The sequence below is a fragment of the Bradyrhizobium sp. 155 genome (assembly GCF_023101105.1).
Lineage (GTDB): Bacteria > Pseudomonadota > Alphaproteobacteria > Rhizobiales > Xanthobacteraceae > Bradyrhizobium > Bradyrhizobium canariense_D.
The window spans coordinates 5,721,291-5,734,607 of sequence record NZ_CP064704.1; the positions used below are offsets into that span (position 1 = coordinate 5,721,291).

Annotated in this window: 15 protein-coding genes and 1 tRNA gene; 7 read left to right on the forward strand and 9 right to left on the reverse strand. The window is 65.0% G+C overall.

The features are described 5' to 3' along the window. Positions 1 to 7: 7 nt before the first annotated feature. Positions 8 to 883, reverse strand: a complete 876-nt coding sequence (locus tag IVA93_RS27665) for a phosphoribulokinase (protein ID WP_247789276.1) — start codon at positions 881 to 883, stop codon at positions 8 to 10. A 13-nt stretch (positions 884 to 896) separates the two neighbouring features. Then, positions 897 to 1,934: a class 1 fructose-bisphosphatase gene (locus IVA93_RS27670; protein WP_247452740.1), complete on the reverse strand. Its 1,038-nt coding sequence runs from the start codon at positions 1,932 to 1,934 to the stop codon at positions 897 to 899. Positions 1,935 to 2,055: 121 nt separating this feature from the next. On the opposite strand from IVA93_RS27670, the gene IVA93_RS27675 reads away from it, so the two are divergent. Then, positions 2,056 to 3,027, forward strand: coding sequence for a LysR family transcriptional regulator (locus IVA93_RS27675; RefSeq protein WP_018456181.1), 972 nt, complete (start codon positions 2,056 to 2,058; stop codon positions 3,025 to 3,027). A 257-nt stretch (positions 3,028 to 3,284) separates the two neighbouring features. On the opposite strand, the gene IVA93_RS27680 is transcribed toward IVA93_RS27675, so the two are convergent. The 6 genes from IVA93_RS27680 to IVA93_RS27705 form a co-directional block, all read right to left on the reverse strand. Further along, positions 3,285 to 3,494: a hypothetical protein gene (locus tag IVA93_RS27680; RefSeq protein WP_018456179.1), complete on the reverse strand. Its 210-nt coding sequence runs from the start codon at positions 3,492 to 3,494 to the stop codon at positions 3,285 to 3,287. Positions 3,495 to 3,632: 138 nt separating this feature from the next. Then, entirely contained in the window at positions 3,633 to 4,043 is a 411-nt protein-coding gene (locus IVA93_RS27685) for a hypothetical protein (protein WP_026233102.1), read from the reverse strand. Positions 4,044 to 4,179: 136 nt separating this feature from the next. Next, on the reverse strand, positions 4,180 to 5,373 hold the full coding sequence (locus IVA93_RS27690; protein ID WP_018456177.1) for an MFS transporter: 1,194 nt from the start codon (positions 5,371 to 5,373) through the stop codon (positions 4,180 to 4,182). Between the two features lie 52 nt (positions 5,374 to 5,425). Beyond that, a complete protein-coding gene (locus IVA93_RS27695; protein ID WP_039799656.1) occupies positions 5,426 to 6,046 on the reverse strand; it encodes a TetR/AcrR family transcriptional regulator in 621 nt (206 codons plus the stop codon). Between the two features lie 1,042 nt (positions 6,047 to 7,088). Beyond that, positions 7,089 to 8,048, reverse strand: coding sequence for an N-carbamoyl-D-amino-acid hydrolase (locus IVA93_RS27700; RefSeq protein ID WP_026233664.1), 960 nt, complete (start codon positions 8,046 to 8,048; stop codon positions 7,089 to 7,091). 233 nt (positions 8,049 to 8,281) lie between these two features. Further along, positions 8,282 to 8,716 carry a hypothetical protein gene (locus IVA93_RS27705; protein ID WP_018458810.1) on the reverse strand — a complete coding sequence of 145 codons (435 nt, stop codon included), beginning with the start codon at positions 8,714 to 8,716 and terminating at the stop codon, positions 8,282 to 8,284. A 258-nt stretch (positions 8,717 to 8,974) separates the two neighbouring features. On the opposite strand from IVA93_RS27705, the gene IVA93_RS27710 reads away from it, so the two are divergent. The 3 genes from IVA93_RS27710 (at position 8,975) to IVA93_RS27720 (ending at position 10,087) form a co-directional block, all read left to right on the forward strand. Then, positions 8,975 to 9,154, forward strand: a complete 180-nt coding sequence (locus tag IVA93_RS27710; protein ID WP_371258555.1) for a hypothetical protein — start codon at positions 8,975 to 8,977, stop codon at positions 9,152 to 9,154. 161 nt (positions 9,155 to 9,315) lie between these two features. After that, complete coding sequence (locus IVA93_RS27715; RefSeq protein WP_026233665.1) at positions 9,316 to 9,540, forward strand: hypothetical protein; 225 nt, start codon at positions 9,316 to 9,318, stop codon at positions 9,538 to 9,540. A gap of 220 nt (positions 9,541 to 9,760) precedes the next feature. After that, positions 9,761 to 10,087, forward strand: coding sequence for a hypothetical protein (locus tag IVA93_RS27720; RefSeq protein ID WP_018458813.1), 327 nt, complete (start codon positions 9,761 to 9,763; stop codon positions 10,085 to 10,087). 198 nt (positions 10,088 to 10,285) lie between these two features. On the opposite strand, the gene IVA93_RS27725 is transcribed toward IVA93_RS27720, so the two are convergent. Next, positions 10,286 to 10,362: transfer RNA gene (locus IVA93_RS27725), tRNA-Pro, on the reverse strand. Between the two features lie 68 nt (positions 10,363 to 10,430). On the opposite strand from IVA93_RS27725, the gene IVA93_RS27730 reads away from it, so the two are divergent. The 3 genes from IVA93_RS27730 to IVA93_RS27740 are packed head-to-tail and all read left to right on the forward strand — an operon-like array spanning position 10,431 to position 13,310. Continuing rightward, positions 10,431 to 11,420 (forward strand): L-threonylcarbamoyladenylate synthase, encoded by a 990-nt coding sequence (locus tag IVA93_RS27730; RefSeq protein WP_247452736.1) that lies wholly within the window; start codon positions 10,431 to 10,433, stop codon positions 11,418 to 11,420. Between the two features lie 22 nt (positions 11,421 to 11,442). Beyond that, the gene (locus IVA93_RS27735) at positions 11,443 to 12,870 is read left to right on the forward strand and encodes an FAD-binding oxidoreductase (protein WP_018458814.1); all 1,428 of its coding nucleotides are present in this window, start codon (positions 11,443 to 11,445) and stop codon (positions 12,868 to 12,870) included. Beyond that, the gene (locus tag IVA93_RS27740; RefSeq protein ID WP_018458815.1) at positions 12,867 to 13,310 is read left to right on the forward strand and encodes a GNAT family acetyltransferase; all 444 of its coding nucleotides are present in this window, start codon (positions 12,867 to 12,869) and stop codon (positions 13,308 to 13,310) included. The genes IVA93_RS27735 and IVA93_RS27740 overlap by 4 nt, the downstream gene beginning before the upstream one ends. Positions 13,311 to 13,317 lie beyond the last annotated feature (7 nt).

A 13,317-nucleotide genomic window follows, 5' to 3' on the forward strand; every position in this document is an offset into this window, starting at 1 on the left:
CCCTCGTTCACTTCAGGTTTCGCTTACGCTCGATCAGCTGCATGATCAGCGGCGTCAGGATCAGCTGCATCGCAAGATCGAGTTTCGCGCCGGGACACACGATCGAATTGGCACGCGACATCCAGCTTTGCGGCAGCATCGAGAGCAGATAGGGGAAGTCGATGCCGCGCGGGTTCTTGAAGCGGATCACGACCATCGACTCGTCCGGCGTCGGGATCCAGCGCGCGATGAACGGATTGGAGGTGTCCACCGTCGGCACACGCTGGAAGTTGATGTCGGTCTCGGAAAATTGCGGGCAGATGTAGTGGATGTAATCGGGCATCCGCCGCAGAACGGTGTCGGTAACGGCCTCGGTCGAATAGCCTCGCGCACTGCGGTCGCGGTGCAGCTTCTGGATCCATTCGAGATTGATAACGGGCACGACGCCGATCTTGAGGTCGGCATAACGCGCGACGTTGACCTTGTCGGTAACGACAGCACCGTGCAGGCCCTCGTAGAACAGAAGGTCGGAGCTCTCCGGCAGCCGTTTCCATTCGGCGAAGGTGCCGGGTGCGGCGCCATGCAGCGCGGATTCCTCGGCGTCGTGGACGTAGTGCCGCGTCGTCGCCGTGCCGGTCTCGCCATAGTCGCGGAACGCCCGCTCCAGCTCCTCGAACAGATTGGTCTCGGGGCTGAAATGGCTGAAATGCCTGTTGCCGCGATCGGCCTCCTTCGCCATCTGCGTGCGCATTTCCGCGCGATCGTAGCGATGGAAGGCGTCGCCTTCGATGTAGGCGGCGTTGACCCTCTCGCGGAAGAAGATCTGCTCAAAGGTCTTCTTGACCGACGTGGTGCCGGCGCCGGAAGAGCCGGTGATGGAGATGATCGGATGCTTCCTGGACATCGGGGCGCCTCGCTCAGAGCCGGAAGAAGCCGCGCCGCGCGAACAGCGGTGCGGAGACGCTGGCGACCAGCAAGGGATCGCAATGCAGTTCCTCGACGCGCTGCACCTCGTTGTTCGAACCCATGATCAGCGGCACGCGTTGATGCAGGCTCTGCGCCGAGAGTTCGAGGATACGCTCGCGCCCGGTCGAAGCCGAGCCGCCGGCCTGCTCGACGATGTAAGCCATCGGATGCGCCTCGTAGACGAGGCGCAGGCGGCCGTCGCCATAGCCAGGCCGTGCATCGGAGGGATAGAGGAACACGCCGCCGCGGGTAAGGATGCGATAGGCCTCGGCCACCAGCGAGCCGACCCAGCGCATGTTGAAATTGTGGTTGGCCTGCCCTTCCACACCGGCGAGGCATTCGTCGACGAAGGCGCGCACCGGCTGTTCCCAATGCCGGCGGTTCGAGGCGTTGATCGCGAACTCCTCGCAGGTCTCGGAGATTTGCACGGCGCTACGCGCGAGACGGAAGCAACCGGACCCGCGGTCAAGCGTGAAGATGTCGACGCCCTCGCCGAGCGTCAGCACCAGCGAGGTCTGCGGGCCGTAGGTGACGAATCCCGCCGCGAGCTGCGCCGAGCCGCGCTGATGGAAGGCGAGCGCGAGATCGTCGGGCGCGGGCAGGATCGAGAAGATCGTGCCCACGGTCATGTTGATGTCGATATTGGAGGAGCCGTCGAGCGGATCGATCGCGACGCAGATCTTCGCCGCGCGGTCACCGATCTGCGGTTCACGCATCTCCTCCGACGCCAGTGCCGCGATCGGCAGCTTGCCGAGACAGCGGCGCAGGATCGCATCCGCCTGCACGTCGAGATCGCGCTGCACGTCACCGTCGCTGTTGCGGCCGGTGGTCAGGCCCGACGCATCCGCAAGGTCTCCCGTGGCGATAAGATCGGCGATCTCGATCGCGGCCGCCGCGATGGCATCGACCGCGACCGCTACGGCCAGCGCATGCGGCGCCGTCTCGGAATACCGCTGAAGGTGGTCGTCCAGCCTGAGTTGCCCGGTCATCTGCGTCCATCCCTTTGCAGGCGCCGCATCCAGTTCCCTCCTCGCTGGGAGGTCGGTGCGGTCAGTGCCAACAACGACGAGATTGACAGAGGCGGCTTAATAAGGAAAATTTCTATTCATAATGAGCGCTAAAGAATTATCTTATAATGTCCATTCGGCGGCACAGCTCCGGCATCTCACGATCCGGCAGCTTCGCTCGCTTGCGGCGCTCTCGGCAAAAGGCAGCGTCACGGCAGCCTCGACCCAGCTCGGCCTGACGCAGCCGGCCGTGACCCAGCAATTGCGCCAGCTGCAGGATCTCGCCGGACTGCCGCTGCTGCAGCGGACCGGCGACGGCATGCTGCTGACGGAAGCCGGCAAGGAGGTGCTGGCGCTCGCCGAGCGCGTCGAGGCCGCAATCGCGGACTGCCAGGGTTCGCTCGACCTGCTTGCGGGGCGAACCGGCGGCACGGTGCATCTCGGCGCGGTCTCGACCGCGAAATATTTCGTGCCGCACGCGATCGCGGCATTCTCGAAGCGGTATCCGAAGATCGAGATCAAGCTCACGGTCGGCAATCGCGAGGAGATCCGCGGGGCCATGCACGGCTACGACCTCGACTTCGCGGTGATGGGTCGGCCACCGGCCGATGTCAGCGTCGACGTCCGGCAGCTCGGGCGCAATCCGCACATCATCGTCGCGCGCAAGGGGCACTGGCTGGAGAAGGATTCCGGCCTCAACCTCACCGACCTCGTGCACGAGACCTTCCTCACCCGCGAGCCCGGCTCGGGGACGCGGACACTGATGGAAGGCATGTTCCAGAGGTCGGATCTTGAGCCGATCATCGGCATGGAGATGAGCAGCAACGAGACCATCAAGCAGGCGGTCATCGCCGGGCTCGGCATCGCCTTCATCTCGGCCCACACCGTGGCGCACGAGCTCACCGAGGGCCGGCTGATCGTGCTCGACGTCGCGGGCCTGCCGATCGTGCGGCAATGGTACGTGATCCGCCGCAGCGACAAGGTGCTGTTGCCGCCGGCGCAGGCGATGTTCGATTTCTTGGGATCGGAGGGGTCGAACTATCTTCCCGACGTGCCCGAATTCGGCGCGCGATAGCCCGTCGAAATTCAGCCCATCAGCTTCATCGCGACCGTAGCCGCGAGAATGACGATGATCTGGAGCAGGCGCTCGGTCGTGAAGATGCGGTTGAAGGTGGTCATCGCTTGCCCCGGCCGAATTGGGATGTCTCGGTCGGGACGTTGCTAGCACAGACGGGCGACGAGATAACTCCGTAATCGCCCCGTGTTTTCCGTGCACGACCCGACGACCGGCCCTTCGGCGGGCCTGCGCAAGGCCGCGCCGATGGTTAACGATCAGGCCGCGCGTGTAGGGGCGTAGTCCATCCGCGCGGCGAAATAGGCTTCCAGCTCCAGCAGCGCCCGCGCTTCCCAATCCTTCGCCTGCTCGAGCAGCGACCAGCTCTGGTCCGGGCGGAATGCAGCGGTCTGGCGATAGAGCGATGCGATACCGCGGTAGCGGCGCACGTTCTCCAAGATGGCGTGACCGGTGATTTGGCCGTTCATGTCCGAAAACTCCCTCGTCATTCCCGAGGGAGAAATTGCGGCCAAATCTTTTTCGAAAAGTTAGCGCCGCACAGCAAGCGTGCGAATGGTTTCCGGACTGTTGCCCGCGCGCAACGTGCGCGGCCGCACAAGGCCGATCTATTGCGAATTCGTCGCCGCGCTCTCGCCCCGCGGCTTCAACCCACCGCGGCTGATGATCTCGCGGCAGAGATCGGCAAGGCCGATCACCAGCACGGCGAGCAGGCAGAACAGCTTGATGGAATCGGCATGCGCGCTGGTCAGCGAATTGAACTCGAAGAAGGGCGGCATGAATGCCCACCATACCAGCGGAATGGTGAGTAGTGCGGCGAACGCCGCCGCCGGTGCGCCCGCAATAATGCCGAGCACGAACAGGCTGGGCAGGAACGCCGCGAAATAGAGTTTTGCGCCGAGCGCGACACAGCCGCCCTGGAGCGCAGCCGACATTGCGACAACGATGAATCCAAGCAGAAACGCCTGCCACGACCATGGTCGTACCCGCGGTACGCCAACCAGCCCCGCACGCCTCATCAGCCTCCCCCTGCCGCCCGTTAACCAGGCTCGCTTGCGACCAAAGTACTACAGCGGCAGGGAAACTGCGAGGTGGAAATTGCCGACCCGGCGGCCTTGGTAAACGGGCCGGATCGCTAATTGGAGCAACCAGCCCCTACTCGGTGGCCGCATAGACCAGGCCTGCGACGGGCAGCGCGAGGCCAAAGGCCGATGCGAGCGTCCAGCCGCCTTGTGCAAACGCCCACGCGCCGACCGCCGAGCCCGCCGCGCCCGCGGTGAAGAAGGTCGCCATGTAGAGACCGTTCAGGCGGCTGCGGTGCTCATGCCCCAGCGCGAAGATCGCGCGGAAGCCGAGCACGACGTTGCCCTGCACGCCGATGTCGATCGCGATCGCAGCCACGACCAGGCAGGCGAGGTTCAGCACCGATCCGGGCGCGCCGACATGCGTAATCAGGAATCCTACGGCCGCGAGTAGCAGCGCGACCAGCGTGGCCATGCGGCTATGGCCGCGATCGGCAAGCCGTCCCGCGATCGGGGCTGCGAACACGCCGGCGACACCGGCAAGCGCGAACAGCGCGATGCCGCGCTGGGTGAAGCCGAATTCGCTCGCGAGCAGCAGCGGCGTCACGGTCCAGAACAGGCTGAAGGCGCCGAACAGGCTGGCCTGGTACAGCGCGCGGCGGCGCAGCAGCGGCGTGGTCCGCACCAGATGGAGCATCGACAGCAGCAACTCGCCGTAATGCATCCGCGCGACCGGCCTGCGCTTCGGCAGCGTCATCCAGAGTACCGCTGCGAGCACGATCATCAACGCGGCCGAGCAGAAGAACACTGCATGCCACGACAGCATCGCCGTGACGAAACTCGACACCGGCCGCGCCAGCATGATGCCGAGCATCAGGCCGGTCGAGACGTTGCCGACGACGCGGCCGCGAATGGCTGCCGGCGCAAGATGCGCCGCATAGGGAATGATGATCTGCACCGCGACCGAGCCGAGTCCGATGAACAACGCGGCGATCAGGAAGGGCAGCGCGTGGGACGCGAACCCCGCGGCGAGCAGGGCTGCCGCGCCGAGCGTGATGACGGAGCAAATCAGGGTACGGTTCTCGACGAGGTCGCCGAGCGGGACGATGAAGAGAAGCCCCACGCCGTAGCCGATCTGCGTCATGGTGACGATCAGTCCCGCCGCTTCATGCGACAGGCCGAGCGCGGCGCTGATCGGGGCGATCAGCGGCTGGGCGTAATAGATGTTGGCGGCGACCATGCCACAGGCCGCGGCAAGCACGAAGGTCAGTCGCTGCGACACCGCATCCGGATCCGGCGCGGTCTCGATCGTGGCATTCATCGTCATTCACAGGCTCTCCAGATATCGGAAACGGTCGTTTCCTAATATGACAAAAAATTCAGGCGAGCAGCTTCATCGCGACGGCGACCAGGCGCTTGCCGTCGAGCGAAAGGCCCGCCTTGCCGACCACGCGCAGGCCTTGCGTGATGCAGATCATCAGGCGCGCGGTGTCGGCGGCGGCGACATGGCGGGGAATCGAGCCGTCGGCCTGCCCCTCGCGAATCAGGCCGGCGATGAAGCCTTCGTTGGTCTCGAGCCGCGCGCTGACGAGGGCGGCGACCACCGGATCGACCGCGGACAATTCGACCGCGCTGCCGACCACGAGGCAGCCGCGCCGCCCCTCGCTGCCCTGGGAGTGCTCTACATACGACAGCAGCATGTTGCGCAGCCGCTCGCGGCCATTGTCGCCTTTTGCCGCCGCGCTGCGCGTCTGCTCCTGGCGCAGCGCGGCGTAGCGCTCGAAGGCGGCGAGAAACACCGCATGCTTGTCGCGAAACGCCTTGTAGACGCTGCCGGTCGCCAGCCGCATCGCCGCGGTGAGATCGCCGATCGAGGTGGCATGATAACCGCGCTCGGAAAACACGCGGACGGCCCTGTCGAGCGCGGTGTCCATGTCGAACTCCCGGGGACGGCCAGGCGGACGGCCAATGGGCGGGGATTTGCGGGCCGCTTTTTGCATTGCAGGATAATAGGGAATGTTTGTTTCCAAACAAAGACACTTGGTTGTGATTGGGGCGGTAGGGCCACTAACTCCGGCGTCGCCCCTGGCCAAGGCCAGGACCCATTATCCCAGGGAAGGGGTTGGGCGGACATTCGTTCGGTGGGATTGATATCGCCTTAAATCGATAGACCTCGCGGTATGGGTCCTGGCCTTCGCCACGACGACATTTGAGGTTGTTATGCCTGACTGCCGGGCATCGCCACGGCGCAGGCCACATCGCGGTCCTGCGCACATTTCAACTTGCAGACATGCCTTCTCATCCTCGCGGCTGATTCCGCCCGAGCTTTGCTTCGTCGCTTCACCCTCTTGTCCAAGAGGGCGCAGGGAAGGCCGGGTGCCGGCTGGCACCCGCGGTCCGCTGCGCGAAAAGCACACGCAGAGAGAACCGCACAGCAGCATACAGGTGTAGCCAATCACTCGGCCTTCCCTGCGCGATGGTTGGACGGCTTATGCCGTGCTCTCCCGGGAGCCGAGTTCTCTTTGGCCTCCCTCGTCCTCGCAGAAGTCACCGGCACCCGCGCCGGTTGACGCAGATGCCGCATCCGCAAGAGCTTGACCGTAGCAACGACGGCCAGGACCACACGGTTTTGCCGTACGCACGGCTCGCCATTTCGCCGCAGTTTTCCCAGCCCTGTCGACGGAGCCGGAAACTTACAGACGAGACGAAGCCTAGCAGCGCCGCTCGTCGGCACGCAGCCTTGGGCTCACGGAGAGCAATCCGCCCTGCCCTTAGCCTCTCGCACCCGAACGCTGCCGCGTCCACCGCAAGCCCGGCTCGCGAACATGACGACCACAAGATCGCCCCTCAAGGATGAGCCGGGATGGGCGACACATACGCCCTTTCCGAATTTCGGTAAAGCGGAATATTTTTGTGAGAGCGGATTGACACGGGGGCGACACAGCAAGGTCCCGTAGCCCGGATGAGCGAAGCGACATCCGGGGTCTTGCCACAAGCGACAGCGGTCCCGGGTGTCGCTGCGCTCACCCGGGCTACGAGAGCTCACCGCTTCGTTCGCACCGGCGTTCCGTCGGCCATGAGTGTCACTCCCTTCCGTTCGACAATCATCCCGTAGGCGTGCGGCTGACGGTGAACGTCGAAATTGAAAGTGGTGCGCTTGTAAGAATTGCAGAGATCGAGATCGCAACGGGCGAGCGCGATCTCGTCCCCCTTGGTCGTGCATCGCGAGATGATCTCGCCGGAGGGCGCGATGACGCAGCTTCCGCCGATGTGGTCGACGCCCTCCTCGACACCCGCTTTGGCGACGCCGACCACGAAGGTGCCGTTCTGGTAGGCGCCGGCCTGCATCACCAGATGATTGTGGAACAGCGAGAGATCGTCATGCTCGGGTGCGGGCGGATTGTGCACCGGCGTGTTGTAGCCGATCATCACCATCTCGACGCCCTGCAGGCCCATCACCCGGTAGGTCTCGCTCCAGCGGCGGTCATTGCAGATCGCCATCCCCATCACGCCGCCAAAGGCCTCGGTCACGCCAAAGCCATCGCCTGGATCGAAATAGCGCTTTTCCAGATGCTGGAATTCGCGCCACGGCTCATGCTCGGCATGCCCGGGCAGATGAACCTTGCGATATCTCGCGACGATGGCGCCGCTCTTCTCGACCAGGATCGAGGTATTGTAGCGCCTGACAATTCCGGCCTCGACCGTCAGCTCGGCATAGCCAAGATAAAATCCGATGCCGATCTCGCGCGCGAGATCGAACAGGCCTCTTGTCTCCGGCCCCGGCATCTCGCGCTCAAAGAAGCTGTCGATCTCAGCCTGATCCTCGAAATACCAGCGCGGAAAGAACGCGGTCAGCGCGAGCTCGGGATAGACGATCAGGTCGCAGCCGTTGGCCTTCGCCTGGCGCATCAAGGCCATCAGGCGCGCCACGACCGCGGTTCTCGTCTCGGTCCGCGCGACAGGGCCAAGCTGGCCGGCTGCGATCGTCACAAATCTCGTCACGAATCTTTCCCTCGTCCGCTTCCCGGGTCAGGTCGCGGCAGAGACTATCGCGCGATGCGCCGCGCGCACAGACTCGCTGTCCGGCACGGTGCCCAACCGAGAGGCAGCCCGACCGTCACGTGGAAAGTACCGAGAACAGATAATCTCGCAAACCCCCGCTCGTGCTGCTCAGGCGATCGAGCATGGGCAGCTACACGCCTACCGGGGGGAAGATGCATCTCACGGAGCGCGACTTACCAACCCGCCGATGCAGGTTCGTTGAAGAACATCGTCTGATCGCGCGCCGCCATGCGCGAGGGCTGGCGTCGACGGTGCCTCTCCGCACTGCGCTTGTTCGAAACGGTCCGAGCTGCTTGCTTCGGCGTCGCATCAGGCTGCGCCACCATTGCAAAAGCTTGGCGGGGCCTCTCCTGCGTGGGCAGCGCGTCGGCGACGGCAGGCGCGGGAGTCGGCGGAACCGACTCGGCTTTGGACAGCGATATTTGCCGTACGCTGGTGTCGAGGACGATCTTCTCAGGCCAGGTTTGCGCGGAATGAACGCGCACAATCGACCGATCTGGCTCGGCCGGCGCGGCGGCGCTCACGGGGGCGGTCATGTACCGGTCGGCGAGGAAAAGGAGGGCGAGCAGAGCGCCGCCGGTGAAGACGAAATAGCGGATGAGCGGCATGGGTCCCTCGATCGCCTCGTTGTCGAGGCCCCTGCAGCAACGGGAAAGAGTGGCAATCGTTCCGGTGCGCTGTCGAGCAATCGCGGGAGACGCTCAGCCGCCCACTGGCATTCCGCTTGCTGCACGGGAGTCAAATCCCTCAGACCCGCAGTGGGTCTGTCTCATCGTGAGGCGATCATGCACCCGACGTCCCGTTTCGAAGCGACCATGCCGACACAGCTCCACGCATTGATCTCCGATCTGCGTTGGCGCTTGCAAATGATCGACGCCGACATTCTGGAGGAAGAACGGAAGGCCGGAATCTCCGATCCCCAAAACCTCGCCTACCCCATGCTAGCGCAGAACCTGCGGGCCCGGCGCGACAATATCCGGGTGAGCATCGCGATTCTCGAAAGCCGCCTCGAAAAGCGATCGACGGAGCGGCCGCGCGCGGCCTGATGCGGCGACGGCGATTGGCTCCCGTCGCACCCAGGTTAACGCGAAGGAACTCCCGTTGCCGATCTGCAACGGTTCCCGTCCGTCTGAAGCCGGACAAAAGAAACTCCCATTGCGGCCACGAACCCCTCTCACAACGCCGTGAGACGAGCAGGGGAACGACGATGCGTGCGCAAAGAGTCTGGGTGGTGAATGGGGCCGCCAGCGTCGAACAGTTGCAAACCAGATTGGACGATCTGAACAAGCGGCTCGGTCAACTCGAGACTCAGCACCCCGAGAGCTGGAAGGTCGAAGAGCTCAGATCGACTGCGCTCAGCCTGTCGCGCGAGATCGACGACATCCGCTGCGCCGAGGCGACGGCGGCGCTGAGCGAGCTCCTGCGGAAATAGCCGGCGTTCGCGATTCGCCCGTCGCGCAGGAACCAACGCCGCCTCCCCGCCATTGCCATGCCGAGCATGGAGCAAAATCATGACCAGGCACCTGACGCGGGCCGATCTCGCGCGCGGCGTGGCCGGCGCGGTATCCACGCTGGTCCTGTGCGCGACGATGGCATTCACCATCGCGCGCCACTTCGCTTTGTAAGGCATTTGGCGCTGTGAGGTATTTTCGATGACGTCCGACCCCGAGGAATCGGTCAGGCTGCAAGGCTACGGCGAGATGACCCTGCGTACGGCCGTCACGACGATGATGTTGCTTGCGCCGCGCGAGCGCGCGGATGCCGCCATCTTCCGCGTCCGCGACGGCGTCCGGCTTGCCTTAAGCGAGATTGCCGAACTCGCCTCCGAATGGGGCATCACGCCAACGCCGGAGATCAGGTCTCCGAACCTCGTCCCGGAGCAGCACTGGACCCACGTCGTTCGCGGCATGGTGCGTGAGGCGCCGCTGCCGGCGCTGATGATTGCGTTTATGGTCGGCGTGCTGGTGGCGAGGCGGTAGTCCTCTGACCTAGCTTGCAACGCCGAGTTATCGAAACAGGCAATGCCGAGCCATGCCACCGCGACAGACCGCCCTGTCCGGCCAAATCGGCCGTGGACCCGCCCTGAAAATCGTTGCAAGAAGACGCTCCCGGGCGCCGGCGGCTGGTCCGCCAAGCTTGGGAACGAGCCTCTAGAAAAACGTCGACTTTTGGAAGAATGGTCGGAGTGGCAGGATTCGAACCTGCGACCCCTGCGTCCCGAACGCAGTGCTCTACCGGGCTGAGCCACACTCCGACAAGAGGCCGGCTTATAGCGTCGGGTTTGGCGCACCGCAAGCGGCCGAGCTGAGGAATCTTATCCCTGTGAAAACGGGTCTTGAAACGCTGATTTTACCGGCCGGCGAGGCCGGCGCGGAAGCTGCCGCCCGGACATTGGCAGCCGGCGGGCTGGTCGCGTTCCCGACCGAGACGGTCTACGGGCTCGGGGCGGACGCCGGAAATGCCAGTGCCATCGCCCATCTTTACGCCGCCAAGGGGCGGCCGGCCTTCAATCCGCTGATCGCGCATGTCGCCGACCTCGCGGCCGCGCGCAGGATCGGACGATTCGACGCCTGCGCCTTGCGCCTTGCGGAGGCGTTCTGGCCGGGGGCGCTGACGCTGGTGGTGCCGAAGACGGAAAACTGCCCGGTGGCCGAGCTTGCCACCGCGGGCCTCGACACGGTCGCGATCCGCATTCCGGCCCATCCGGTGGCGCAGGCGATCCTGCGCGCCTTTGGCGGGGCGGTGGTGGCGCCGTCCGCCAACATCTCCGGCCACGTCTCGCCGACGCTGGCGGCCCATGTCGAGAGCGACCTTGCGGGGCGGATCGACCTGATCGTCGACGGCGGGCCTGTTACGGTCGGCGTCGAATCGACGATCGTCGGCTGTTTTGCGGCGCCGATGCTGCTGCGGCCCGGCGGGCTGTCTCGCGAGCGGATCGAGGCCGTGCTTGGTGCAGCGCTGGCGCGACTGCCCGCGGAGACCGACAGCGAAGACAGCCAGCCGCTGGCGCCGGGCATGCTGGCCTCGCATTACGCGCCACACGCCCATGTGCGGCTCAATGCGCTGGACGTCGCGCCGGGCGAAGCGCTGCTGGCGTTCGGCCCGGCGCGCCTGCCTGGTCTGGAGGCCGCCGTCGCCGTCATGAATTTGTCGCCCACCGGCGATCTCGATGAAGCCGCCGCCAATCTGTTCGGCTATCTTCGCGCCCTCGATGCTAGGGGGCCGCGGGCGATCGCCGTGATGGCGATCCCCGAAGAGGATCTGGGCGAAGCGATCAACGACCGCCTGCGCCGGGCGGCTGTGGCGCGATAAGAGCGAAGCAAGAGACAAGACAATGAACATTAATCATCCCGCCACCCCTCCGCTTGCGCCCGAGCTGATCGAACAATTCCGCAAGATCGTCGGCGAGAGGCACGCCATCACCGATGTAGCCGACATCGAGGCCTACGTCACCGAAGAGCGCAATCTATTCCACGGCCGCTCGCCGCTGGTGCTGCGCCCGGGCTCGACCGCGGAAGTCGCCGCAATCTGCAAGCTCGCCTCCGAGCACAAGATCGCGCTGGTGCCACAGGGCGGCAACACCGGGCTCGTCGGCGGCCAGACCCCGCACAATGGCGAGGTGGTGGTGTCGCTGCGCCGGCTCGACAAGATCCGCGAGATCGACACCGCCTCCAACACTATGACCTGCGAGGCCGGCGTCGTGCTGCAGATCGCGCAGCAGAAGGCCGCGGACGTGGACCGGCTGTTTCCGCTGTCGCTGGGGGCGGAGGGCAGCTGCACCATCGGCGGCAATCTCTCGACCAATGCCGGCGGCACGGCCGCGCTGGCCTATGGCGTCGCGCGCGAGATGGCGCTGGGGCTCGAGGTGGTGCTGGCGGACGGTCGCGTGCTCAACGTGCTGTCGAAGCTGAAGAAGGACAACACCGGCTACAATCTGCACAACCTGTTCATCGGCGCCGAAGGCACGCTCGGCATCATCACGGCGGCGACGCTGAAGCTGTTTCCGAAGCCGCGGTCGATCGAGACCGCCTTCGTCGGGCTGAAGTCGCCGGACGCCGCGCTGAAGCTGCTGGCGATCGCGCAAAGCGAGGCCGCCAATGCGCTGACGAGCTTCGAGCTGCTCTCGGAGATGGCGGTCGATTTCTCGATCCGCCACGGCATCGACGTGCGCGATCCGCTCGCGCAAAAGCATGCCTGGTACGTGCTGATGGAATTGTCGTCGCCCGGCGATGACGCCCGGACGCCGCTGGAAACGATCCTCGGCCGCGCCATGGAGGACGAGATCGTCGACGACGCGGTGATCGCGGCCAATCTCACCCAGCGCGCTGGCTTCTGGAAGCTGCGCGACGAAATGTCGTCAGCACAAAAGCCGGAGGGCGGCTCGATCAAGCACGACATCTCCGTGCCGGTGGCCACCGTGCCGGCCTTCATCGCCGAGGCCAATGAAGCCGTGGTGAAGCTGATTCCCGGCGCGCGGCCGGTGCCGTTCGGCCATCTCGGCGACGGCAATCTGCACTACAATGTCAGCCAGCCCATCGGCGCCAACACCGCGGACTATCTGGCGCGCTGGCACGAGATGAACGCGGTCGTGTTCGCCATCGTGCTGCGTATGGGCGGCTCGATCTCGGCGGAGCACGGCATCGGCGTGCTCAAGCGCGACGAGTTGCCCGACGTGAAGGACAAGACCGCAATTGAGTTGATGCGACAGCTCAAGGCGATGCTCGATCCGCTTGGAATCATGAACCCGGGAAAAGTGCTGTGAGTGCGCTCAAGATCGACGCGATCACCGAGGCCGAAGTCGAGCCCGTGGTCGCGCTGTGGCAGCGCTGCGGGCTGACGCGGCCGTGGAACGATCCGCATGCCGACATCGCGCTGGCGCGACGGCGCGACAATTCCACCATCCTGCTCGGCCGCGACAACGGCGCCATCGTCGCCACCGTCATGGTCGGCCATGACGGCCATCGCGGCTGGGTCTATTACGTCGCCGTCGATCCGGATAGCCGGAAGCGTGGCTACGGCCGCGTCATCATGGCCGCGGCCGAAGACTGGCTGCGCGCGGCTGGAATTTTGAAGCTCCAGCTGCTGGTCCGGCGCGGCAATGAGCAGGCCAATGCGTTCTACCAGTCGCTGGGTTTCGAGGAATCGACCTCGGTGATGTTCCAGAAGTGGATCGACGGCCGCACCACAACGCCAAGCAACTGAGATCGAA